Genomic DNA, 24,508 nt, shown 5'->3' on the forward strand with positions numbered 1-24,508 from the left:
AAAAGTACGGTATTATCGGACTGTTTACTGTTGCAGCGCTTTTTCTACTGTGGCTAATTTTTTGGCCACTGAATTCATATATTGAGAGTCCCGGAGAGGCGGATGGTCTAAAATCGTATGTTACGATTAAAAATCACCCAGATAAGCGTTCGGGTAGTTATATGATTACGTCAGTTTATTTGCAACGTGCTCGGCCAATTACTTATTTATGGGCGTTGGCTGATCCACATGATACAATTGAAAGTGCTTCTGAAGTTACCGGCGGTCAGAGTGACGCAACGTATGATAAAGTGCAGGGATTTTATATGCAAAGCGCAATCAATGAGGCGATTGCGACAGCATATAAAGCTGCCGGTCAACAGTTTACGAAGAAATACCTAGGGATTTATGTGTTGGAAGTTCAGTCAAATTCTAAGTTTAAAAAGAGTATCAAGGTCGGCGATACAGTTACCAAAGTGAATGGTCGGCATTTTGATACATCCGCTGGCTATCAGAAGTATTTAAGTCATCAAAAGATTGGTACACCAGTTGAAGTGACATATTTGCATAATGGTAAGCAACATGTTAGCACGCATCCCTTAGTTAGATTATCAACTAAAAAGGCCGGAATTGGTATTATCTTGACGGATAACGTCAAGGTAACAACCAAAATTCCCGTTAAGGTGAATCCGGGTGAATTAGGGGGCCCGTCTGGCGGGCTTATGTTCAGTTTGCAGATCTATCAACAGTTAACTAACCAAAACCTCCGTCAGGGACGTAAAATCGCAGGTACGGGAACGATTAACCCTGATGGCAGTGTTGGTGAAATTGGTGGGATTGATAAAAAGGTCATTGCTGCAAAGAAGGCTGGTGCTAAAATTTTCTTTGCACCATATGTTAAACCAACTAAAGAGCTGTTGAAGTATGAAGAACAGCACAAGACTAACTATCAATTAGCCAAGCAAACTGCCAAAAAATATGCACCAAATATGAAGGTTGTTCCAGTTAAGACATTTAATGATGCCGTTCGGTATTTGGAGAACCACTAAAAAAGAGTGTTGATTTTTAAATAAATCAACACTCTTTTTGCGTACTTTAACATTGAAGGGGGGATCAGCAATTGGAGCAATTTAAAAATTTTTGGCAAGACTACCGGCGCTACTGCTTGGTTGGTTTGGGTGTGCTGATATGCTTAATTGGAGGATGGTATCTTACAGCAAAGAATGCGACAACTCATAGGAGCGTTGATTTTGTTGATGCACAGTCGGAGACCCAGCAGCGATCGCGGAAGTCGGCGATAGTGAGCAACAAAATGGTGTATGTGGACGTGAAAGGTGCGGTTAACCATCCAGGTGTTTACTCAGTGAAAAGTGGCTTACGCGTGCAAGATGCGATCACTAAGGCTGGTGGGGTGGCAGCTAATGCAGATATGAACCATGTTAACATGGCTAAACAGGTAGCGGATCAACAAGTAGTGTATGTGCCAGTTACGGGAGAAGTTACAACACCGATGGCCGGTGAAGCCGGTGGAACCGAGATGACGGGAAGTGAAAGCTCGGCAGCACCAATCATTAATATCAATTCTGCAAGTAAGGATGATTTGATGAAGATTACGGGAGTTGGTGATAAGAAGGCAGATTTAATTTTGCAATACCGGCAGGAACATGGACAGTTTAAAACGGTTGAGGATTTAAAAAATGTTTCCGGATTTGGGGATGCATCGGTCGCAAAAATCAAAGATCAATTAGCGGTTTAGATTTGAGTTGAGTTTGTTATACTAGAACACAGTAAAGGGAAGGTGATTGTTTTGACGAAAAGAATTGATTGGGACCATTATTTCATGATTCAGGCGGTGCTACTCGCTTCGAGAAGTACTTGCAAACGGCTATCTGTTGGTGCCACGATTGTTCGGGATAAACGAATTATTGCTGGCGGCTACAATGGTTCTGTATCAGGAGACGAGCACTGTATTGATTCGGATTGTTATTTAGAAGATGGGCACTGTGTCCGGACAATCCATGCTGAAATGAATGCAATTTTACAGTGTGCTAAGTTTGGTGTTTCAACTGACGGAGCCAGCATATATGTGACTGATTTTCCATGTCTCCAGTGCACTAAAATGTTATTGCAGGCGGGAATCAAGCAGATTAATTACCTTCGTAACTATCATAATGATGAGTATGCAATGAAACTTATCAAACTTAAAAATATCAAACTCAATCAAATTAGCATTGATCAAGATACATTGAAAGAGACGCGGCTAGATCAATATCTAGCGTAATCTTATTTATCGATTTTATCTTTATCCCGCGTTAGCGATGGCGCTAACGACCGGAATATTTTTTGCCCACCAATGGTTTTTGTTACTTGGCGTCGGTTGGTTGGTGATGCGACTTTGGAGATTAAGAAGAACAACAGTGACCGTTGTGACTATCATTGCTGTGGGTGTTTTTGTATTGTTTTGTGTTAATTATCAGCAACGTGTTGATCGTGCAACGCTGAATGGCCCTCAGGAAACGGAGCTGACCGTTCGTGTCTATCCAGATCAATTGAAGGTAAATGGTGATCAGTTTCAGATGTTGGCAAGGACTGTGGCTGGACATCAACAAGTTCAGGTATACGGTCGAATTAAATCATTAGCGATGCAACAGCAACTATTGCATGTGAATAAAACGGCAACGTGGCAATTAAAAGGGACGTTAGAACCAATTTCAATTGCCACAAATGATAACCAGTTTAATGCACAACAGTATGCGCGAATTCATCAAGTTTATAATCAGATGACAGTAGAAAAGGTCGTCACTGCGCGACCAGCTCCTAGTTCTGGAATTAATCGATGGTTTGACTGGTGTCATGAGCTGAGATTTGAATTGATGACCTATTTTGATACGATGCCGCATGTACTGAGGCTCTATTGTCATAGTCTTATCATTGGTAATGTGTTAAATGATTTTTCTGATACGATGACCGGTGTGACACAACTTGGCCTGATTCATTTATTTAGTATTTCCGGAATGCACGTTTTTTTAGTTGTCAGTATGATTCGAACGGCCTTGGTCTATCTGTGGATTGAAAAGGAGACGGTAAATCGTCTTTTAATTGGAGTGCTCCCGGTTTATTTGATTATCGGTGGTGGTTCGACAGGGCTAATGCGAGCAACACTGATGGCTGAAATTACACTAATTTGTCAGAGCGAGCGGTTTCATCTTTCAAAAATCGATATTTGGAGTTTAAGCCTAGCTGGTGGTCTGATTTATCAACCGTTACTACTCTTAACACTTGGTGGCCAATTAAGTTATTTATTAGCCTTAATGCTTCATTTCTTGCCCCCAGGTAAACCACTGACTGGCGCAGTACTGATGAATTTAATTGGCTTACCGTCAATTTTATATTATATTTATGAATGGCATGTATTAAGCTTGCTCGCCAGTTACTTGATGATTCCGCTTTTTTCAGCGGTTATTTTTCCGTTAGTGATTGGATGTTGTTTCACGTACTGGGCAATGCCAATGGTTGGTCAAATGGTAAATGTCTTTTTGATGTTTATGCAGCAGTTGATTGATTTTATTGGTGCACTCCCGGGGATGATTCATTTTGGAAAGCCACCGGTTGCTGCAATTGCGATCTTGTTTTCTGTAACGTTATTGGTATATGTATTTCCGCATCGGCGACGTGCCTGGGGAGTATTAGTGTTGATATATGTTTTTACGTTTGGCTGGATTCATTTTCCACTATACGGAGAAGTTGTCTTTTTCGATATTGGTCAGGGTGATAGTTTCTTGATTCGAGAGCCGTTTAATCGGAGCGTGACCATGATCGACACTGGTGGTCAGTTAAACTTCCCCAAACCACAGTGGGCGCAGTCAACAACGACAAATAGCCGTGCGAAACGTGTCAGTATTAACTATCTAAAAAGTCAGGGAATCAGTCAAATCGATAATCTATGTTTAAGTCATCAAGATACAGACCATATTGGATATACTAAAGATATTTTGGCTGCGATCCATGTGCGTCAGATTTCGTTTCCAAAGGGAATGGAAAGACAGCGTAACTTTAAGACTAAAGTATTACCATTAGCACGAAAGCAACATAGCCGACTGATCCCCGTTGTGGCAAATGATCACTTGCCGGCGCTTCCCCTAAGAGTTGTGCATCCGTTCACATCGGGGAAGGGCGCTAATGAGGATTCAATGGTTTTAACAGGTATTTTTGGCGGTTTGAGATTTATGTTTATGGGTGATTTGGACCGTAACGGTGAGAAAGAAATATTGGCTCGCTACCCGGAATTGAAAACCGACGTCTTGAAATTAGGGCATCATGGAAGTAAGACGGCCTCGGATCCTGCTTTTATTAAGGGAATCCAGCCGCGATTAGCGATTATATCCGCAGGACGGATGAATCGCTATGGTCATCCAAACAACGAAACGATGAACACGTTAAAACAACAAAGGATTCAGGCGATTTCTACGCAACAATATGGCATGATTCGATATCGGTATTGGAACAACACTCGACATGCTTGGGATACTAAACTTAAAGGAGATGAACTCAAGTGGATGTTACCGCCCTACAGCAACAGTTAACAAAGCAACCGGCTGATTCGGTATATCTAGTTTTAGGCGAACAGGCTGTGTTAAGACAGCAGGCACTTGAGGCGTTCAATCAGCTTATTCCTGATGATCAAAAAGTTATGAACATTGGTAACTACGATATGGAAGTGACACCGTTGGCAACAGCGCTCGATGACGCCACATCGGCTCCTTTTTTTGGTGATCAGAGACTAGTTATTATTAATAAACCTTATTTTCTGACGGGAGACACTAAAAATAGAAAAATTGACCATGATATTGATGGATTAGTTGCCTATTTTGAGCACCCTGAACAGAGCACAATTTTAGTGATCAACGCACCTTATGAAAAGCTAGATAGCCGCAAGAAAGTTGTGAAGCGTCTAAAAAAAGTGGCCACTGAGATCAGTGCAGCCCCGCTAAGCGAACGTGAAGCGCGACAAGCAATCAAACGCCAATTGGATGTAGAGGGCTATCAAATTACCTCTGATGCACTTGATGAATTAATTCAACGCACTAATGCGGATTATTCACTGATGGTTCAGGCCGTCCGGAAACTGGAGTTGTATAGTTATCAAGGAAAACAGATTGAATTATCGGCTGTTCAAGGGCTGGTTGTACAGTCGCTTGATCAAAATGTATTTGATTTGGTTACCGCGGTATTGAAACGAGATTATCGGTTAGCACTTCACCGATATCAGGATTTAATCAACAGTGAAGAGCAACCACTAAGAATTAATGCGGTCTTGGTTAGCCAGTTTAGGCTGTTAATTCAGGTGAAGGTACTTAAAGATCGTGGTCTTAGTCAAGGAAGTTTGGCTGGAACATTGAAAGTTCACCCGTATCGAGTTAAGTTAGCCTTACAGACGGTGAGAGCGTTTAAATTAGCAGACTTGGAGCAAGCCTATTTAGGATTGGTTAAAATTGAAAAGGGATTGAAGACGTCTTCACGGGATCCGCAATTGTTATTTGAACTGTTTATGCTGCAGTATGTTCAGGCAACTCAGCATCAGTCAAGGAGACGAGCGTAATAAAAAAGGACTGCGATAGAAATCGCAGTCCTTTTAAAAATACTATTTATTATTTAGCATAACGTGCAGCTAAACGTGACTTGTCACGAGCAGCCTTGTTAGCCTTGATCAAGCCTTTTGAGTGTGCACGATCGATGGCAGAAATAGCATTATTGAATAATTCTTCAAGGTTTTCTGCACCTGCAGTCTTGCCTTGCTCGAACTTCTTAACAGTAGTACGCATTGCACTGAGTTGTGAAGCGTTACGTGTTTGTGCTTTTTCGTTAACACGAACACGTTCAATAGCTGATTTGATGATTGGCATGGTTTCACCTCCACAAATTAATGATCACATCTGACCTGAAATTTTCAACATCAGCCATTATACAATACAAATCGCACTGAATGCAACAGAATCCAGGAGAAGATCGCAAAAAATATCAAACGGCCGGATTCAACTTGCTTTTTAAGTAGATGTCATGTATATTATTAGAGATCGATTCACATGTCGATCGGCCTCTTCTCAGTTTAACGATCCTCACCGACGTTTTACTTAGAACTAGGCGCAAAAATTTGAAAGGTGGGAAATTACTTATGGCAATTTCTAAAGAACGTAAAAACGAAATCATCAAAGAATTTGCACGCCATGATGGCGATACAGGTTCAACTGAGGTTCAAGTTGCTGTTTTGACAGCTGATATTAACGAATTGAATGAACATCTCCGTGTTCACAAGAAAGATTTTCATTCACAACGCGGTTTGATGAAGAAGATTGGTCACCGTCGTAATTTATTGGCTTACTTACGTAAGACTGATGTTGCGAGCTACCGTGACTTAATCCAAAAATTAGGTTTGCGTCGTTAATATATCGATTTAAGGTCGGGTCACGTTATGTGTCCGATCTTATTTTTTTACATAGAAGTTGGCGAAAAAGCTGGTAGAGTGCCGTGTGCGATTAATCGTAATTCACAATACCGCTAATTTGTAGTAAGATAATGACAATGTCTAATCGGATTAATATTAAATGAATGAGTTAAAGGGGTAAGATGAATGACATTCGAAAATGCAGATTTAATGACCGCGATTGTAACACCATTTGATGATAGTGATCGGGTGGATTACGACCGGCTAGAAAAACTGATTAATCATTTGATCGAAACTGGATCAAAGGGATTTGTTGTTGGTGGGACGACGGGTGAAACGCCGACGTTAACGCACGATGAAAAGATCGAGTTGTATCAAAAAAGTGCGAAGATCATTGACCATCGCGTTCCAATGATTGTTGGAACTGGATCTAATAGTACGCAAGATACAATTGATTTTACAAAAGAAATCAGTGTGATCGATGGTATTGATGCCGCTTTGGTTGTTGTACCCTACTATAACAAACCCAATCAAAAGGGCATGTTAGCGCATTTTAAGGCGGTTGCGGCTGAGAGTACATTACCTATTATCATCTATAATATTCCAGGACGGACAGGAGTTACGATGGCCGTAGAGACGGCAATTGAGCTTAGTCATGTGACGAATATCATTGGCATCAAGCAATGTACGGATATTGATGATTTAGGGGCGCTAGTGGAACACTGTGCATCAGGCTTTTTGGTTTATTCTGGTGAAGATAACCTAGCGCTTGCTACCAAGGAAATTGGCGGTGCTGGTGTTATTTCCGTTGCGAGTCACGTGTTTGGCGCACAAATGAGTGAAATGTACGCCGATGTTGAAGCTGGCAATTGGCAAGCTGCAGCAGCAATTCAACGTGACTTAACACCTAAGATGAATGCACTTTTCATGTATCCATCACCATCACCAGTGAAGGCAGCATTGAACCATCTTGGCTATGCTGTCGGTGGTTGCCGGTTACCAATATTACCCCTTGATCAAGATGAACAAGCAAAATTATTTGAGATATTAGACATATAATCAATAGAAAGATTCAAGGTGACGTAATGAGTAATATTAACATTATCCCGTTTGGTGGGGTTCGAGAAAACGGGAAAAATATGTATGCAGTTGAGATTGATAACCAAATTTTCATTCTAGACTGCGGCCTAAAATACCCTGAAAATGAATTATTAGGTATTGACGTTGTAATTCCTGATTGGAATTACTTACGCGAAAATGCCGACCGAGTTGTAGGAGTGTTTTTAACCCATGGACACGCAGATGCGATTGGAGCATTACCTTATTTTCTTGATGAATTTAAGGTCCCGGTATTTGGCTCTGAAATGACAATTGCGCTGGCTAAATTGGGAGTAAGTTCTAACAGCCAGAACAAAAAATATGATGATTTTCACGTTGTTGATGCTGAGACAGAAATTGACTTTGATGATGTGACGGTTTCATTTTTCAAAACAACCCACTCAATTCCTGAGTCAATGGGAATTGTTTTATCAACTAAATCTGGGAACATTGTTTATACAGGTGACTTTAAATTTGATCAAACGGCCACCAAGGGTTACCAGACTGACTTGGCACGGTTGGCAGAAATTGGCACTCAAGGCGTGTTAGCCTTACTGAGTGATTCTGCCGGTGCCGCTAACGGTGGTCAAAGTGAACGTGAGAAAGATATTGCTGCCTATATTTTAGAGACCTTTAAGTATACGGATCATCGAATTATCGTTGCCAGTGTGGCTTCCAATATTATGCGGATTCAACAAATTTTTGACGCGGCTGCACAGGTGGGCCGAAAAGTTGTTTTATCTGGCCATGATTTGGAAAAAATTGTTAAAACAGCCATGTCACTCGGAAAACTCGTTCTTGACGATGATGAGTTACTGATCAGTATGACAGATGCGCAACAGTTGGATCCAAAACAAGTCGTCATCTTAGAGACTGGTAAGATGGGTGAACCCATTAAATCATTACAGCGAATGGCGACCGGGGGAGATAAAAATGTCCAACTCGGTGATGATGACTTAGTTTTCATAACAACAACACCATCATACGCAATGGAAACTGCAGTACAGAAGACACGCGATATGATCTATCGTGCGGGTGCTGAAGTAAAAGCTATTTCGGATGACTTACAGCCCTCAGGTCATGCCAGCCAGAATGATCTTCAACTGATGCTTAACTTTATGAAGCCACAGTACTTTATTCCGGTTCAAGGAGAGTATCGTTTGCTGAATCGGCATGCGCAACTGGCGCAAGAAGTGGGTATCGCGAAGGATCACATTTTTATTACTACAAAAGGTGATTTAGTTACTTTTAACGGACACGAGATGAGAATTGGTGATCGTGTCGATGTCGGCGATACGATGATTGACGGGATTGGTGTTGGCGATATCGGGAATATCGTTCTTCGTGATCGCAGAGTGCTCGCTGAGGATGGGATCTTTGTGGTTGTTGTGACTATCGATCGTCGTAAGAAGAAGATCGTTGCCCGCCCGAAAATCACGTCCCGTGGATTTGTATTTGTTAAGACGAATCGTGAATTAATGAATCAAAGTGCCAAACTGGTTGAAGAAACAGTCCAAGATAACCTTGATAATAAGGAATTTGACTGGGGACACTTGAAACAGGATGTTCGCGACAAGTTAAATCGCTTTTTATTCGATCAAACAAAACGCCATCCGGTAATCTTGCCAGTGATTATGGAAGTTAATCAGCACGCACGAAAAAATAATAAAAAGAAAAAGACAACTAAAGAAAGTAAGTAATTAGTTAAGAGTGTGGTGCTCGTTGATCATTCAACGGCGCGACGCTCTTTGTTGATCTGGAGGTGAAATTTTGGAAGATCATTTAAATCAAAGTCAGGTTGAGCAAATGAAACGTATTAAGCAGTTGCTTGCTCAGCAGGAGTGGAACCGGGCAAGCGAGCAATTAGAAAAATTGTACGAACAGCGAAATGATAATGAAATTAATCATTTATTGGTAGAAGCACTCTATATGGATAATCAATTTAAAATGGCGTACGAATTTGCAGTTGAAAAACAAGAAACGTTTTTATTATCGGCGGACTTATTTAAATTAATGGTCAATGTGCTGCTGAAAAGTCAGCACCTTATTGAGGCACGTCAATTCGCACTAGCAACGGCAAATGCGAATTGGCAAGCAGTGGCGATTCAGGGAATTAATGAATTCGAAACGACTACTGCCCAGACGCTAGTTGCGACTCGTAAGGCTAATTTACGCCAATTTTATCATCTGGGAGACCAACCATTTCCTCAACAAAGGGAGCGACTGGCCCGAGCGGGTCAGCTGCCACTCGCGGATTACATGGTTGGGGCAAAATTTCTATTAAGGGATCCGTTTACCAATCCATTAATTCGATCGAGTATTCTACAGAATTTACAAAAGTTAAAAATTACCGATCGAATTAAAACGTACTGGATTGATGAAAAAGAGCATGAAATTGATGGCGCTCAATTGGTCCCTATTGATCAAATACCAAGTTATCAGCAGCTGATCCAAGCATTGAAAGAGCGATTAGAAAATGTCGATCCCGTAGCCTATGCGACTATTGGTCAGGAAATTGGAATGCAAATGATGATGTGCTATCCATTCATTGAACAAGTGGTGACAGATGCGGACGGTTGGGTCGATTTAGAAATTGCTCAATTTCAAGGTAAAACGGATTTGAAAGGCCTAGATTCAGGGATGGCGCACTGGCATAGTGTCATTGAGGCACTGATTGAAGCACTCATCAAAGCATATTAGAAGTATTGAAAATTTCCTTTGAAAACCTTTTTTAAATTCTTGAGAAATAATGGTTTACAAATGAAGGGGCAGTATATATAATAGTTTAGGATTCTTCTTGAAGCGCCTTTTGATAGGTGATAGGCTTTGCTTTATCAAGGGGAAGTAGTATAATATATTTAAAGGTGTGTCAGTCGGCTGCCTGAAGGCTGACATAATTCTTGCAAAATAACAGGAGGGTTTCATTCAATGGCAGAAAAAGAACATTATGAACGTACAAAGCCCCATGTAAACATTGGTACTATTGGCCACGTTGACCATGGGAAAACTACTTTAACTGCAGCTATTACTAAGGTATTAGCAGCTAAAGGTTTGGCAAAGGCTGAAGATTATGCAGATATCGATGCTGCGCCAGAAGAAAAAGAACGTGGTATCACTATCAACACTGCCCACGTTGAATACGAAACAGAAAAGCGTCACTATGCACATATTGACGCCCCAGGACATGCTGATTACGTTAAGAACATGATCACTGGTGCTGCACAAATGGATGGTGCTATCTTGGTTGTTGCCGCAACTGATGGTCCTATGCCACAAACTCGTGAACACATTTTGCTTGCTCGCCAAGTTGGTGTTGACTATATCGTTGTCTTCTTGAACAAGACTGACTTAGTTGACGATGACGAATTGGTTGATCTTGTTGAAATGGAAGTTCGTGAATTACTTTCAGAATACGATTTCCCTGGTGATGATATTCCAGTTGTTCGTGGTTCAGCTCTCAAGGCTCTTGAAGGCGACGAAGAACAAGAAAAGGTTATCCTTCACTTGATGGATGTTGTTGACGAATACATTCCAACTCCACAACGTGACACTGACAAGCCATTCTTGATGCCTGTTGAAGACGTATTTACGATCACTGGTCGTGGTACTGTTGCTTCAGGACGTATCGATCGTGGACAAGTTAAGGTCGGCGACGAAGTTGAAATTGTTGGTCTTAAGGAAGAAGTTTTGAAGACTACTGTTACAGGTCTTGAAATGTTCCGTAAGACACTTGATCTTGGTGAAGCTGGTGACAACGTTGGTGCCTTACTTCGTGGTATCGGCCGTGACCAAATCGAACGTGGACAAGTTTTGGCTGCTCCAGGTTCAATTCAAACTCACAAGAAGTTCAAGGGTGAAGTTTATATCTTAACAAAAGAAGAAGGTGGCCGTCATACGCCATTCTTCTCAAACTATCGTCCACAATTCTACTTCCATACTACTGACGTTACTGGTGTTATCGAATTGCCAGAAGGCGTTGAAATGGTTATGCCTGGTGACAACGTTACATTTACTGTTGAACTGATCAACCCTGTTGCCATTGAAAAGGGTCTTAAGTTCACTGTTCGTGAAGGTGGTCACACGGTTGGTGCCGGTGTGGTTTCAGAAATTGATGACTAATTTATTTTAGTTTGATAATTAAGCTTGGTAGGGTTTCCTATCAGGCTTTTTTGTTGTAGTTAAAAGTAGAAAATGCTATGGTCTGTCCTAGGTCATCTGATTATTGATTTAACAAGGGAAGTATTTAAATTAGTTGATGCAAAATGTTTACAATTACTGCGGCTTACGTTAAACTGATTAAGTATGCACAAGCAACATTTTAAATATATGTAATCGTTATGGAGGAAATACAATGTCAGCAAAATGGGAACGCGACAGCGATACCAACAAAGGAACTTTGACATTTGATATTGATGTCGACACTATTAAAAAAGGAATTGATCAAGCTTTCGATAAGACCAAGAAGACACTATCTGTCCCTGGTTTCCGTAAGGGTCATATTCCACGGCAAATCTTTAACCGTATGTACGGTGAAGAAGCTTTATATCAAGATGCTTTAAATATCGTTTTACCAGAAGCTTATGAGGCAGCGATTAAAGAAGCCGGAATCGAACCTGTTGATCAACCACAATTAGACGTTGATAGCATGGAAAAGGATCAACCATGGGTATTAAAGGCGATTGTTACCGTTAAGCCAGATGTTAAATTAGGTGACTATGAAGGCTTAACTGTTCCAAAGCAAAGTACACGGGTACTTGTTAAGGAAGTTGATGCTGAACTTGAAAACAAGCGTCAGCAACAAGCCGAATTAGTACTTAAAGAAGGTAAAGCTGCTGCCGAAGGTGACACAGTTGTTATCGACTATGTAGGTACTGTAGACGGTGAAAAGTTTGATGGCGGTAGCGCAGATAACTACTCACTTGAATTGGGTTCAAACTCATTCATCCCTGGCTTTGAAGACCAATTAGTTGGTCACAAGGCGGATGAGGATGTTGATGTTAAAGTTACATTCCCAGAAGATTATCAGGCTAAGGAATTAGCTGGTAAGGAAGCAGTCTTTGCTGTTAAGCTTCATGAAGTTAAGACTAAGGAATTGCCAGCACTTGATGACGAATTTGCCAAGGATGTTGACGAAGACGTTGATTCACTTGAAGAATTAAAGGCTAAGACTAAGGATCAATTGAAGGAACGCAAGGAACACGAAGCGAAGGAAGCAATTGAAGAAGCAGCCATTTCACAAGCTGTTGACAATGCCGAAATCAAGGAAATCCCACAAGCAATGTTGGATGACGATACTAATCGTCAAATGCAACAATATCTTGCGAACATGCAACAACAAGGAATCAGCCCAGAAATGTACTTCCAAATCACAGGTACTAAGCAAGAAGATTTGCAAAAGCAATTTGCTGCTGATGCTGAAAATCGAGTTAAAACGAGCTTGGTTCTTGAAGCAATTGTGGAAGCTGAAAAGATTGAACCATCACAAGACGATATTGATGCTGAAATCAAAGATTTGGCTCAACAATATGGCATGAAGGAAGAAGATGTTTCTAAAGCATTATCAACTGACATGTTGTCACATGACATCGCTGTTCGTAAGGCCGTTGATCTTGTGCGCGATTCAGCTAAACAAGAAAAAACAGCTAAGAAGAGCAAAGCTAAAGAAGACGAAGAATAAGACACTTGGTTTTCGAAAAAATGTTCAATCCTAGTGATTGGACATTTTTTTAACTCTAAAAACATAATAATTCAATTATTCGTATTTAGAGAAATATTCTGTTATGATGGCGTCATAACTGTATAGGAGGTCACAATAGATGTTTGAAGATACCAACGGAATGGAATCGGTTAACTGTTCTTTTTGTGGCAAATCACAAGATCAGGTGAAAAAAATTGTTGCTGGACCTGGTGTGTATATTTGTAATGAATGCATCGATCTTTGCAAGGAAATTATTGATGAGGAAATTGCTGAGGACGCGGCTCAATCACTATTAGATGTGCCAACTCCTGCAGACATTGTATCGAAGCTGGACGATTATGTGATCGGTCAGGATGATGCGAAAAAGACGTTATCAGTTGCCGTCTACAACCACTACAAGCGGGTTAATGCGATGGCGAGTGCCAGTAAGGATGATACCGAACTACAGAAAAGTAATATTAGCCTAATTGGGCCAACGGGTTCAGGGAAAACATACCTTGCACAGTCACTTGCTAAAATTTTAAATGTTCCGTTTGCAATTGCTGATGCAACGACGTTAACGGAAGCTGGGTACGTTGGAGAAGATGTGGAGAACATCATTCTCAAATTGCTACAAGCCGCCGATTACGATGTTGAACGTGCTGAAAAGGGCATTATCTACATTGATGAAATTGATAAGATCGCTAAAAAAAGCGAAAATGTGTCAATCACACGAGATGTTTCTGGTGAAGGGGTGCAACAGGCACTTTTGAAAATTCTTGAAGGAACGATTGCTAACGTGCCGCCTCAGGGTGGTCGCAAACATCCACAACAAGAATTTATTCAGATCAACACCAAGAATATTTTATTTATTGTTGGTGGTGCATTCGACGGTATCGAGACGATTGTTAAAGATCGTCTAGGAGACAAAACGATTGGCTTCGGGACTAATTCGCGTGAAATCGATCAAGTTACGGAAAAGAACGTGCTACAACACGTCGTACCAGAAGATTTACTTTCGTTTGGCCTAATTCCTGAATTTATTGGTCGTTTACCAATTTTAACGGCGTTGCAAAAGCTTGATGAAGGTGATTTGGTCCGTATTTTAACCGAACCGAAAAATGCGCTGGTTAAACAGTACCAAAAATTGATCACTTTAGATGATGCTCAGTTGGAATTTACCGACGGGGCGTTAACGGCAATGGCTCATCTAGCCATTGAACGTAATACGGGTGCTCGTGGACTACGATCAATCATTGAAGATGTGATGAGAGACGTAATGTTTGATTTGCCAAGCCGTGAGGATGTGGCTAAGGTTGTTATTGACCAGTCAAGTGTCATAAAACACACAGAACCTGAATATATTTTAAAAGATCAAAAAGCATCCTAGTTTAATCAATCAAGAGACCCGTGAGCATGTGGGTCTCTTTTGTTGAAGATAACGTGCAACGGAGGATTATATGGAAGTACAAGAAGTTGAATTAGTAATGAGTGCGGTTGATCCAAAACAGTATCCCGTAACTGGATATCCAGAGATTGGATTGGTCGGTCGATCGAATGTTGGTAAATCATCGCTTACAAATGTTCTGATTAATCGAAAAAGTTATGCACGCACTTCCAGTCAACCTGGAAAAACACGTACGTTGAATTTTTATGAAGTTGAGCATCAGCTTTATTTCGTGGATGTTCCCGGCTATGGCTATGCCAAGGTCTCTAAAAAAGAACGAGAGAAGTTTGGTGTGATGATTGAAACTTATCTCACCCAGCGCAAGCAGTTACGAGGGGTTATTCAGCTGATCGACGGCCGGCACGCACCCACGGAAGATGATGTCTCTATGTATAATTGGCTTCAGTATTATCATATTCCAACGTTAGTTGTTGCAACGAAGATTGATAAAATTAAACCGGGTGTTCGCAATCGTGAAGAAAGTCTAATTAGAAAGACGCTGGGATTAAATGCCGCAACACAACTCATTTTATTTTCAGCACAGACAAAACTCGGTAAGGACGCAGTTTGGCAATGGATTGAAAAGCAAATTGGAGGAGCACAGTAATTATGGACTTTAATGAATATCAAGCAGCTGCAAAAAGAACGCTGTATGGAAACGAACAAGTTTTAACTAATTGTGCTTTGGGATTGGCATCAGAAGCGGGACAAGTTGTCGATATTGTTAAAAATTATACGTTTCGGGGCCAAAAGCTAAGCAAGGAGCAGTTGGAACATGAAATGGGCGATGTCTTATGGTATTTGTCCCAAGTTGCTCAATGGGCGGATATCTCCTTTGATGATGTGGCCAAAACCAATATTGAAATCTTGAACAAACGGTACCCACATGGATATCAGAACTAAAAAAATAAACCTAGGACGGTTTGAAGTGACCGAGCTAGGTTTATTTTTTAGTTTTCAGATTTATTATCGGTAGTACTTTTTTCTTCTACCGTTTTATCTTTCTTATCATCGGGTTTCTTTGGCGCCTTTTTCTTTGGATCAACGGCGAATGCATTGAACATTTGCTCGAGTTTCAGATCACGATTAACAACAAGTCCCATTAAAAATCATTCCTTTCGAACTAATCTAGGTTGCTACTATGCTAGCATGATTCGCTAGTTTTGTAAAACTATTCATTTATTGCGCGCTTTAAAGCTTAAATAATGCATAAATTGGGTAAAAATCGAAAAACTCTTGCATAAACAAACATGTATCAGTATAATAGGCCATGAGATTAAAACAGTGAGATACGTAAAGTAACAAGGAGGAACATAAATGGCAGAACAAGCCGTAATTGAAATTAAAGGATTACAAAAAAAGTATGATGATACGGTCGTTTTAAAAGATATCACCGAAGATGTGAAACAGGGTGAAGTGATTTGTGTGATTGGACCTTCAGGGGCCGGTAAATCAACCTTTCTACGTTGTTTGAACCTTCTTGAGAAACCTACCAAGGGTCAGGTATTGTTTGAAGGAACGGACTTGACAACTCTTAACGAGAAAAAGATCAATGGTCTTCGTGAAAAGATGGGGATGGTATTCCAGAACTTCAATTTATTCCCGAACATGACCGTGATCGAGAACTTAAAGCTCGCGCCTAAAAAAGTGAAGTCGATTTCGGACGAGGAAGCTACTAAAACGGCCCAAGATCTTTTGGACAAGGTTGGCTTGCTGGAAAAGGCAGATGTTTATCCAACCAGTCTTTCGGGTGGTCAACAACAACGGGTGGCAATTGCGCGGGCACTAGCCATGAATCCAGAAGTGATGCTTTTTGATGAACCAACCAGTGCGTTAGATCCGGAAATGGTTGGCGAAGTATTGAAGGTTATGCAAGATTTAGCTAATGATGGCATGACAATGGTCGTTGTTACTCATGAAATGGGATTTGCTAAGAGTGTGGCTGATAAGATCTGGTTTATGGCTGATGGCTATATTCAGGAGTCTGCTGATCCAGAGACGTTCTTCAGCCATCCTCAGACTGACCGTGCTAAAGACTTCTTAGAAAAAATTCTGGAAGCCTAATTTTTGAAGTGGTTTACCGTCTAACGGTAGGCCGCTTTTTTGCTTTCATTCAGGCGATGCCATATAATAATATGCAGTCAAGAGGACAGGAGGGCTAGCATTGGCAAGTGAACATATTGAACATAAACTTACTTTGCTACCACCGTTACCCGGATGTTATCTAATGAAGGACATCAATAGTCAGATTATTTACGTGGGAAAGGCCAAGAATCTGCGTAACCGGGTGCGGTCATATTTTAAAAGTAGTCATGAAGGAAAAACAGCGCGGTTAGTCAGTGAGATTGCTGACTTTGAAACAATTGTGACGTCAACAAATAAGGAATCATTTTTGCTTGAAATTACGTTGATTCAAAAGCATCAACCCTATTATAATATTAAGCTAAAAAAGGGGACTGGCTATCCGTACATCAAAATTACGAATGAACGGGATCCCCAAATTGTTATTACGGGAGATATAAAAAAAGATGGCGCCTACTACTTTGGTCCTTATCCGAACGTATATGCTGCCGAAGAAACACTGCATTTTATTCAAAAAGTGTTTCCTTTACGGCGGTGCAATGGATTTCAGGGACGCCCATGTTTGTACTATCATATGGGGCAGTGTTTAGGTGCTTGTTTTCAAGAAGTTCCCGAGGAAAAATACCAGCATCAGATTACAAGAATTAAGTCGTTTTTGAATGGCAATACCGGAACCATTAAGAAAAGATTAACTGATGAGATGCAACAGGCCGCAACTGACATGCAGTACGAGCGAGCGGCTGAGTTGCGAGATCAACTGCATTATATTGAAGTAACGGTCGAGAAGCAAAAAATCATTTTTAATGATAAAACGCCTAGAGATCTATTTAACTTTTATATGGATAAGGGCTGGCTTTCAATTCAGGTATTCTTTATTCGACAGGCTCGGTTAATGAAACGTGAGAAACGTCTTTTCCCAGTTGTTGATGATGCGACAGAAGAAATGACGAGTTTTATCATGCAGTTTTATAATCGCAAGAATAACGTTTTACCACGCGAAATTTTAGTTCCTGCTGGATTGCCGACCCAAGAAATTAGTGAAATTTTGGGAATTCCAGTACGAACGCCGCAGCGCGGTGAAAAAAAGAATTTGTTGGCTATGGCGGAGAAAAATGCTCGATTGGTGTTGGAAGAAAAGTTTCGATTATTGGAGCTAGATGAACGAAAAACTACCGGCGCCATGAAGGAACTGACGGATGCGTTAGGCCTGCCAGCTGGTCGAAAAATTGAGGCCTTTGATCATTCGCATATTCAAGGAGCCGACCTTGTTTCTGCAATGGTGGTTTTTGTTGATGGACAGCCTAATAAAAAACTGTATCGGAAATATAAGCTAACAACGGTTGATCATGCGGATGAAACGGCAAGTACGCAAGAAGTGATTCGTCGTCGGTATACCCGGTTGTTAAAGGAACACAAAGAAATGCCAGATATGATTTTTATGGATGGCGGTGTTATTCAAATGAATGCGGTTAAGGAAGTTTTAGAAGATGAACTGGGACTAACAATCCCGGTCGTGGGAATGGTTAAAAATGATCATCATAAGACAGCGGATTTGTTGTTTGGTCCAGATGATGCACACATTAATTTAGATCCAAAGAGTCAGGGATTCTACCTAGTTCAACGAATTCAAGATGAAGTTCATCGGTTTGCGATTACTTTTCATCGCCAGGTGCATACTAAACATTCTCTTAGTTCCAGGTTAGATGAAATTGCGGGAGTGGGCCCCAAAACACGCAATAAGCTGTTAAAAGAGTTTGGATCGATTACTAAAATTGCACAGGCATCGGTTGATGATATTCATGAGCTGGGAATTGCTAAGCCCACGGCACAATTAATTAAAGTTTCACTGCAGAAAAATGCAGAAGTTGCAAAGGGTAGTAGTCATGATTAACTTTGACGAACCGGCAAAGTTCAACTATAATTGATGTCTATGACACAGAAAAACGGAGAAATGACATGTTTGTAGATCAAATAAAAATTCAAGTACGTGCAGGTAAGGGCGGCGATGGAATGGTGGCATTTCGTCGCGAAAAGTTTGTTCCGAACGGTGGCCCAGCAGGCGGTGATGGTGGCCGTGGTGGCGATATCATCTTAAAAGTAGATGAAGGCCTGCGAACATTGATGGATTTTCGGTATCACCGAATTTTTAAAGCTGACAATGGTGGCAAAGGTATGATTAAGCAGATGACGGGTCGCGGTGCGACAGACACCGTTATTTCAGTACCTCAAGGAACAACGGTTAAAGATTTAGCCACTGGTCAAGTAATGGGTGATTTGGTCAATCAAGGTGATGAGCTTATTGTGGCCCATGGTGGTCGTGGTGGTCGTGGTAATATGCGATTTGCAAATGCAAAAAATCCTGCGCCAGAAATTGCTGAAAATGGTGAGCCGGGCGAAGATCGTGATTTAGAATTAGAATTGAAGATGTTAGCAGATGTTGGACTGGTCGGTTTCCCATCAGTCGGAAAATCAACCCTTTTGTCAGTTGTGACGGGCGCTAAACCCAAAATTGCGGAATATGAATTTACAACGTTGGTTCCAAACTTGGGGATGGTTCGCTTGGATGATGGTCGCGATTTTGCGATGGCCGATATGCCAGGATTAATTGAAGGCGCGTCAAATGGTGTTGGATTGGGGCTCCAATTCTTACGTCATATTGAACGGACGCGTGTCTTACTACATCTGGTTGATATGAGTAGTGATGATCAGGATCAGGCGATTGACCGATTCCGGGCGATTAATCATGAGTTAGCTAGCTATGATCCGGAATTACTTGATCGTCCACAAATCGTTGTTGCAGCAAAAATGGATTTACCGAATGCAGATGAGAATTTGGCCGTGTTCAAACAGCAACTTGCAGAAGATGATTCATTAGCACAACAACCCATTATTTTTCCAATTTCGGCAATTACTCATCGAGGTGTTACGGAGCTTATGCAGCAAGCAGCAAACCTGCTTGATGAAACACCAGCATTTACAAGTGAACGAGCACAGGACGAAGAAACAACCTATACGTTTGAAGCTACTGAAGAAAAACCGTTTGAGATTCACCATGAAGATGATGGCCTCTGGGTTTTGAGTGGCAACAAGCTGGAACGTTTATTCGAAATGACAGACCTGCAACATGATGAAAGCTTGATGCGGTTTGCCCGGCAGATGCGCTCAATGGGTGTTGATGATGCGCTACGTGCGGCCGGTGCCCAAAGTGGGGATACCGTTCAAATTCAGAAGTTTACGTTTGAGTTTGTTGAATAGCAGATTAGCCAAGAATGAGCCGGTTGCCATCAAGTCGATATCCGAACAGTGGATATGTGGCGCTGTTTAAAAAAAATTTAGTTTGACCGTCCAGGGCAGCAATGCGAGCGCGAAATTGATCAAGCGTTAAAATTTCGTGAGCGTCTTGATGTGAAACGATTAATTCGGTGTTGTGATAGGTCAGTTGAGTAATTGAAATGACCGCATGGCGATCTGTTGCCCACAGCGTTAAATTACCGTTCAGTGTCCCCGTTGATAGGTTGAAATCGGTTAGTATCATTATAAAAATCCCTCCGCCCCTGTTTTGTGTTGAGTTAATTATATGCCCGATGCAGGGGCGGAAACAATTGATTGTAAGTAAGGAACTTTGATAATATGCAAATTGAATTTTTAGGAACTGGTGCTGGTTCACCAAGCAAGCAAAGAAATGTGACCAGTATTGCGTTGAAACTGTTAGAAGAGAGAAACGCAATTTGGTTGTTTGACGTTGGGGAAGCTACGCAACATCAAATATTGAGAACGACAATCCGTCCACGAAAAATTGAAAAAATTTTTATTACCCACCTTCATGGTGATCATATATTTGGCTTACCAGGATTACTAAGTTCACGTTCTTTTCAGGGTGGAAACGAGCCGCTAACCATTTATGGTCCACGTGGAATTGAGGACTTTGTAAAGGTAAGCTTGAGAGTGAGTGAAACGAAGCTTAGTTACCCGCTAAAGTTTGTTGAATTGACTGATGGTGGTGTAATTTTCAAAGATAAAACCTTTACGGTGAGTTGTGAAAAATTAGATCACAAAATTGAGTGTTTTGGCTACCGGATTGTTGAACATGATCATCCTGGGGAGCTAAAAGTTGAGAAGCTTAAAGAAATGAATATTCCGTCTGGACCAGTCTACGGTCAACTAAAAGCAGGGAAAACAGTGACTCTTGAGGATGGCACAATACTGGATGGACATGACTTTATTGGAATGCCACAGAAGGGCCGTATTGTGGCTATTCTTGGCGATACACGTAAGAATGGAAATAGTATCAAATTGGCACACAATGCGGACGTGTTGGTTCATGAGAGTACCTTTGCAAAGGGTGAAGGACGCATGGCACGCAATTATTACCACTCGACGAGCGCTCAGGCAGCTCAAATCGCGAAAACGGCAAATGTGGGTCGACTACTGTTGACGCACATCTCAGCTCGTTACACGGGGAGGGCCGCGTATGAACTTGCTTATCAGGTAAGAGATGTCTTCTCAGCTACACGAGTTGTCAATGATTTAGATGTAATTGATGTTCCGTTTAAGGGTTGATTGAAAGGATGGTTAACTTGCAAAAACGACTAAAAGCACTGAGATCGCTAAAAAACAAAATTGTATTGATCACTGGTGGTTCCAGTGGCATTGGTGAAGCAACGGCGTATGAAGCGGCTAAAAGAGGCGCAATTGTTGTTTTGTGTGCTCGTAATCTGGACCGTTTGAACATGGTGGCCAAGCACTGTTTAATTTTATCTGGTCGGCCATCGTTTGCATATCAGCTAGATGTCAGTGATCCGGATCAAATTGATTCAGTTTTGAAGACGGTTAGTCATGAGGTCGGGAGCATCGACGTATTGGTTAATTCGGCTGGCTTTGGTGATATGCAGGCCATATATGATGAACCGCGCCAGACGATGGAAGCAATGGTTAAGGTGAACGTTCTGGCCTTGATGTATTTGAGCCGGTGCGTGGCTAAGCAGATGATGAATCAAGGTTACGGTGCCATTGTCAATTTAGGATCGGTCGCCGGCAAGATTCCAACACCTAATAGTAGTGTCTATTCTGCGACTAAGGCAGCTGTTATCAACTTTAGCAATGTTTTAAGAATGGAATTAGCGGACTATGGTATCCAGGTCTTAACGGTTAATCCGGGGCCAGTAGAGACTAATTTCTTTGATCAAGCGGATCCTAAGGGAACCTATCTATCGCATCTTCCGAGTGCGTTTATGCTGCATCCGGCGGTAATTGCGCAGAGAATTTGGAATCATGTGGGATATAGTACGCGTGAGATTAATATTCCGCGCTATTTTTCAGCCGTTGCTATTGGGTATCAACTCTTCCCAGGGCTAGGTGATTGGGTAATTAAGCATTTTTTTGCGTTAAAAAAATAGTGGTTCACGTTGTGAATCGTTATTGATACATATTTTTTAGAATGGTGGAATGAGACTGATGGATGCAAAATTTCAGTGGCAATTGGCTGACTCGATAGATCAAGCCACCCAGGATCAACTGGCAAAAGAACTTAAGTTGTCGCCAATAACGGCTAAGATATTGGTGAATCGGGGCTATCAAACGGCGGAAGCAATTGACCAGTTTTTGCATCCTCAAATTAAAAATTGTTATGATCCGTTCTTAATGCATGATATGCAAAGGGCTGTTGAACGGATTCAGTCTGCAATTGAGCAGGGGCAGAAAATAACGGTGTACGGGGACTACGACGCAGATGGAATTACCAGTACCTCACTCATGTATGAAACGTTGTTGACAGTTGGTGCTGATGTAGATTATTATGTTCCGAATCGTTTTACCGATGGTTATGGCCCTAACGTGCAGGCATTTAATCGGTTGATTGATAATGGCACGCAATTGATTGTGACCGTCGATAACGGTGTCTCAGGCAATGAAGCAATTGCTGCGGCTCAACAGCGAAATGTGGACGTTGTGGTGACGGACCATCATGAATTGCCGCAGGAGTTACCGACGGCGTACGCGATTGTTCATCCACGATTTCCAGGAAGTAAATATCCGTTTGGGGATCTTTCAGGTGTTGGGGTCGCGTTCAAAGTTGCGTGGGCATTGTTAGAAGAATTTCCAACTGAATTGTTAGATTTGGTAGCCATTGGTGAAGTGGCCGATTTAGTTTCTGTAACGGATGAAAATCGGATTTTAATTACCTATGGGATTCAGCAATTACGGACTGGAATGCGTCCAGGAATTCATGAACTAGTTAAGCTGGCCGGAATTAATGAACAAACGATCAATGAAACTAATATTGGTTTTGGCATTGCCCCTCGATTAAATGCCCTCGGACGGATGGGCGACGCTAATCCTGGTGTTGAACTGTTAACGACGCTGGACGATGAAGCAGCAGTTGACTTAGCCAAAATGGTGGATACTAAAAATCAAGATCGGCAGAAGCTGGTTAGTGATATTAGTGATGAAGCTCTACAGCAGGCACAAACCGCTGAGAATCAGGAACGAAATGTTTTAGTATTGAGTGGTCATGATTGGCATCAAGGTGTACTGGGGATTGTTGCTAGTCGTGTGGTTGAACAGCTTGGAAAACCTACCATTGTGATGAATATTGACGATGAAACTGGTCTGGCAAAGGGATCTGGACGCAGTATTGACGGATTTGATCTATTTCAAGCTGTTGATGGTCTGAGAGATCTCACACAAGCATTTGGTGGTCATCAAATGGCGATCGGGTTGACGGTTCCAGTTGCTAATGTTGCGCAGTTAGTGGAACAGTTACAAGTGACGCAGCAGGCACAACAACTAGCAACGTTAGCGAAGGCGCCAATGTTAATTGCCGGACAGTTGAGTGCAGTTGATGCTAATTTAACCCTGTTTAATGAGCTAGAGCAGTTGGCGCCGTTTGGTACTGGTAATCCGCGGCCTCAGTTTTTATTTCAAAATCAGCTCATTAGCGATGTGAAACAAATTGGGAAAAATAACGATCATTTAAAATTAGCAATTGGGGATGAAGATACCAAGTTGGCGGCAATTGCTTTTGGTAAGGGAGAGCTTGCACCCGAACTGCAGGCGGCAGTTGATCAAGTCGAAATCGTTGGGACACTTGATGAAAACGAATGGCGAGGCAATCGTAGCATTCAGCTGATGATTAAAGACCTGAAGACGAATGGAATTGCTGTGATTGATGAACGAACAAATAATTTATCTGCACCATTATTTCAAGGAAATGATGTTTATATTTGCTTTGATCAACAGGTAATTGATCAACTACAACCACAGGTGAACGCAACCTTAATCCTTGCGGCGTCGATTAACAGTGCTATGCTGCAGCAGCAGACGGTTACACTGGTTGATTGTCCACCATCACTGGATGCATTAAAGGCGGTATTTAAAGTTGGCGGTACACCAACGGCCGTTCGCGTATTTGCTTATCAAAAAGATGACGCGTATTTGATGGGAATGCCGACGCGGCAGGAATTTGGGATGCTTTATAAATTTGTTCAAACTCACCAAAATGTGGATGTTCACCGACAATTGGGGACACTAAGTGGCTTTTTAAAAATCGATCGAAATAAATTGATTTTTATGATACAGCTGTTTTTCGAGGTCGGATTTGTTAAAATAGAAGATGGTGTTCTCAATGGCGTTGTTAATCCGCCATCGGTTGAGTTGACATCAGCAGATCTTTATCAAAAACGACAACAATTAATCGAAACTGAAAAAGCATTAGTGTATAGCAATTCTAAGGACCTTAAACATTGGGTACTTCAGTGCGTTGCTAGTGATTAAAGGAGAATTTAGA

Annotated in this window: 23 protein-coding genes; 20 read left to right on the plus strand and 3 right to left on the minus strand. The window is 41.5% G+C overall.

The window, feature by feature from the left end; genetic code table 11:
- Positions 1-11: 11 nt before the first annotated feature.
- The 5 genes from FC26_RS02190 to holA all read left to right on the plus strand — a co-directional run bounded on the left by FC26_RS02190 (position 12) and on the right by holA (position 5,578).
- Positions 12-1,028, plus strand: a complete 1,017-nt coding sequence (locus FC26_RS02190) for a SepM family pheromone-processing serine protease (RefSeq protein WP_235809457.1) — start codon at positions 12-14, stop codon at positions 1,026-1,028.
- Positions 1,029-1,099: 71 nt separating this feature from the next.
- Positions 1,100-1,735, plus strand: coding sequence for a ComEA family DNA-binding protein (locus tag FC26_RS02195; RefSeq protein ID WP_057777487.1), 636 nt, complete (start codon positions 1,100-1,102; stop codon positions 1,733-1,735).
- Positions 1,736-1,786: 51 nt separating this feature from the next.
- Complete coding sequence (locus FC26_RS02200; protein ID WP_057777488.1) at positions 1,787-2,260, plus strand: ComE operon protein 2; 474 nt, start codon at positions 1,787-1,789, stop codon at positions 2,258-2,260.
- A gap of 37 nt (positions 2,261-2,297) precedes the next feature.
- Positions 2,298-4,562, plus strand: coding sequence for a DNA internalization-related competence protein ComEC/Rec2 (locus tag FC26_RS02205; RefSeq protein ID WP_083483716.1), 2,265 nt, complete (start codon positions 2,298-2,300; stop codon positions 4,560-4,562).
- Complete coding sequence (holA, locus tag FC26_RS02210; RefSeq protein ID WP_057777492.1) at positions 4,532-5,578, plus strand: DNA polymerase III subunit delta; 1,047 nt, start codon at positions 4,532-4,534, stop codon at positions 5,576-5,578. The genes FC26_RS02205 and holA overlap by 31 nt, the downstream gene beginning before the upstream one ends.
- Before the next feature lie 49 nt (positions 5,579-5,627).
- On the opposite strand, the gene rpsT is transcribed toward holA, so the two are convergent.
- A complete protein-coding gene (rpsT, locus tag FC26_RS02215; protein ID WP_057777494.1) occupies positions 5,628-5,882 on the minus strand; it encodes a 30S ribosomal protein S20 in 255 nt (84 codons plus the stop codon).
- Positions 5,883-6,151: 269 nt separating this feature from the next.
- Here rpsT and rpsO point away from each other — a divergent pair, with 269 nt between their 5' ends.
- The 9 genes from rpsO (at position 6,152) to FC26_RS02260 (ending at position 15,546) form a co-directional block, all read left to right on the plus strand.
- Positions 6,152-6,421, plus strand: coding sequence for a 30S ribosomal protein S15 (gene rpsO / locus FC26_RS02220; RefSeq protein WP_057777496.1), 270 nt, complete (start codon positions 6,152-6,154; stop codon positions 6,419-6,421).
- A gap of 186 nt (positions 6,422-6,607) precedes the next feature.
- The gene (dapA, locus tag FC26_RS02225; RefSeq protein WP_057777497.1) at positions 6,608-7,480 is read left to right on the plus strand and encodes a 4-hydroxy-tetrahydrodipicolinate synthase; all 873 of its coding nucleotides are present in this window, start codon (positions 6,608-6,610) and stop codon (positions 7,478-7,480) included.
- Between the two features lie 26 nt (positions 7,481-7,506).
- The gene (locus FC26_RS02230; protein WP_057777499.1) at positions 7,507-9,219 is read left to right on the plus strand and encodes a ribonuclease J; all 1,713 of its coding nucleotides are present in this window, start codon (positions 7,507-7,509) and stop codon (positions 9,217-9,219) included.
- Between the two features lie 70 nt (positions 9,220-9,289).
- Positions 9,290-10,219, plus strand: a complete 930-nt coding sequence (locus FC26_RS02235; RefSeq protein ID WP_057777502.1) for a hypothetical protein — start codon at positions 9,290-9,292, stop codon at positions 10,217-10,219.
- Positions 10,220-10,447: 228 nt separating this feature from the next.
- Entirely contained in the window at positions 10,448-11,638 is a 1,191-nt protein-coding gene (gene tuf, locus FC26_RS02240) for an elongation factor Tu (protein ID WP_057777504.1), read from the plus strand.
- A 232-nt stretch (positions 11,639-11,870) separates the two neighbouring features.
- A complete protein-coding gene (tig, locus tag FC26_RS02245; protein ID WP_057777506.1) occupies positions 11,871-13,196 on the plus strand; it encodes a trigger factor in 1,326 nt (441 codons plus the stop codon).
- Between the two features lie 139 nt (positions 13,197-13,335).
- On the plus strand, positions 13,336-14,586 hold the full coding sequence (gene clpX / locus FC26_RS02250; protein WP_057777508.1) for an ATP-dependent Clp protease ATP-binding subunit ClpX: 1,251 nt from the start codon (positions 13,336-13,338) through the stop codon (positions 14,584-14,586).
- Between the two features lie 70 nt (positions 14,587-14,656).
- Positions 14,657-15,250 carry a ribosome biogenesis GTP-binding protein YihA/YsxC gene (gene yihA / locus FC26_RS02255; RefSeq protein WP_057777509.1) on the plus strand — a complete coding sequence of 198 codons (594 nt, stop codon included), beginning with the start codon at positions 14,657-14,659 and terminating at the stop codon, positions 15,248-15,250.
- Positions 15,251-15,252: 2 nt separating this feature from the next.
- Positions 15,253-15,546: a nucleoside triphosphate pyrophosphohydrolase family protein gene (locus FC26_RS02260; protein ID WP_057777511.1), complete on the plus strand. Its 294-nt coding sequence runs from the start codon at positions 15,253-15,255 to the stop codon at positions 15,544-15,546.
- Positions 15,547-15,593: 47 nt separating this feature from the next.
- On the opposite strand, the gene FC26_RS12905 is transcribed toward FC26_RS02260, so the two are convergent.
- Positions 15,594-15,746: an SPJ_0845 family protein gene (locus tag FC26_RS12905; RefSeq protein WP_164478247.1), complete on the minus strand. Its 153-nt coding sequence runs from the start codon at positions 15,744-15,746 to the stop codon at positions 15,594-15,596.
- Positions 15,747-15,960: 214 nt separating this feature from the next.
- Here FC26_RS12905 and FC26_RS02265 point away from each other — a divergent pair, with 214 nt between their 5' ends.
- The 3 genes from FC26_RS02265 to obgE all read left to right on the plus strand — a co-directional run bounded on the left by FC26_RS02265 (position 15,961) and on the right by obgE (position 19,980).
- Positions 15,961-16,707, plus strand: coding sequence for an amino acid ABC transporter ATP-binding protein (locus tag FC26_RS02265; protein ID WP_057777514.1), 747 nt, complete (start codon positions 15,961-15,963; stop codon positions 16,705-16,707).
- Positions 16,708-16,807: 100 nt separating this feature from the next.
- Positions 16,808-18,616 (plus strand): excinuclease ABC subunit UvrC, encoded by a 1,809-nt coding sequence (gene uvrC, locus FC26_RS02270; protein WP_057777516.1) that lies wholly within the window; start codon positions 16,808-16,810, stop codon positions 18,614-18,616.
- Between the two features lie 65 nt (positions 18,617-18,681).
- The gene (gene obgE, locus FC26_RS02275; RefSeq protein ID WP_057777518.1) at positions 18,682-19,980 is read left to right on the plus strand and encodes a GTPase ObgE; all 1,299 of its coding nucleotides are present in this window, start codon (positions 18,682-18,684) and stop codon (positions 19,978-19,980) included.
- 4 nt (positions 19,981-19,984) lie between these two features.
- Here obgE and FC26_RS02280 read toward each other — a convergent pair whose 3' ends face one another.
- Positions 19,985-20,260 carry a hypothetical protein gene (locus FC26_RS02280; RefSeq protein WP_057777520.1) on the minus strand — a complete coding sequence of 92 codons (276 nt, stop codon included), beginning with the start codon at positions 20,258-20,260 and terminating at the stop codon, positions 19,985-19,987.
- Between the two features lie 95 nt (positions 20,261-20,355).
- On the opposite strand from FC26_RS02280, the gene rnz reads away from it, so the two are divergent.
- From rnz to recJ, 3 genes are read left to right on the plus strand one after another with little or no spacing between them, the layout of a single operon-like run.
- Entirely contained in the window at positions 20,356-21,285 is a 930-nt protein-coding gene (rnz, locus tag FC26_RS02285) for a ribonuclease Z (protein WP_057777522.1), read from the plus strand.
- A 17-nt stretch (positions 21,286-21,302) separates the two neighbouring features.
- Complete coding sequence (locus tag FC26_RS02290; RefSeq protein ID WP_191978871.1) at positions 21,303-22,121, plus strand: SDR family NAD(P)-dependent oxidoreductase; 819 nt, start codon at positions 21,303-21,305, stop codon at positions 22,119-22,121.
- Positions 22,122-22,176: 55 nt separating this feature from the next.
- Complete coding sequence (recJ, locus tag FC26_RS02295) at positions 22,177-24,495, plus strand: single-stranded-DNA-specific exonuclease RecJ (RefSeq protein WP_057777574.1); 2,319 nt, start codon at positions 22,177-22,179, stop codon at positions 24,493-24,495.
- Positions 24,496-24,508: the final 13 nt, after the last annotated feature.

It is taken from the genome of Paucilactobacillus vaccinostercus DSM 20634 (assembly GCF_001436295.1).
In the GTDB taxonomy this organism is placed as follows: domain Bacteria; phylum Bacillota; class Bacilli; order Lactobacillales; family Lactobacillaceae; genus Paucilactobacillus; species Paucilactobacillus vaccinostercus.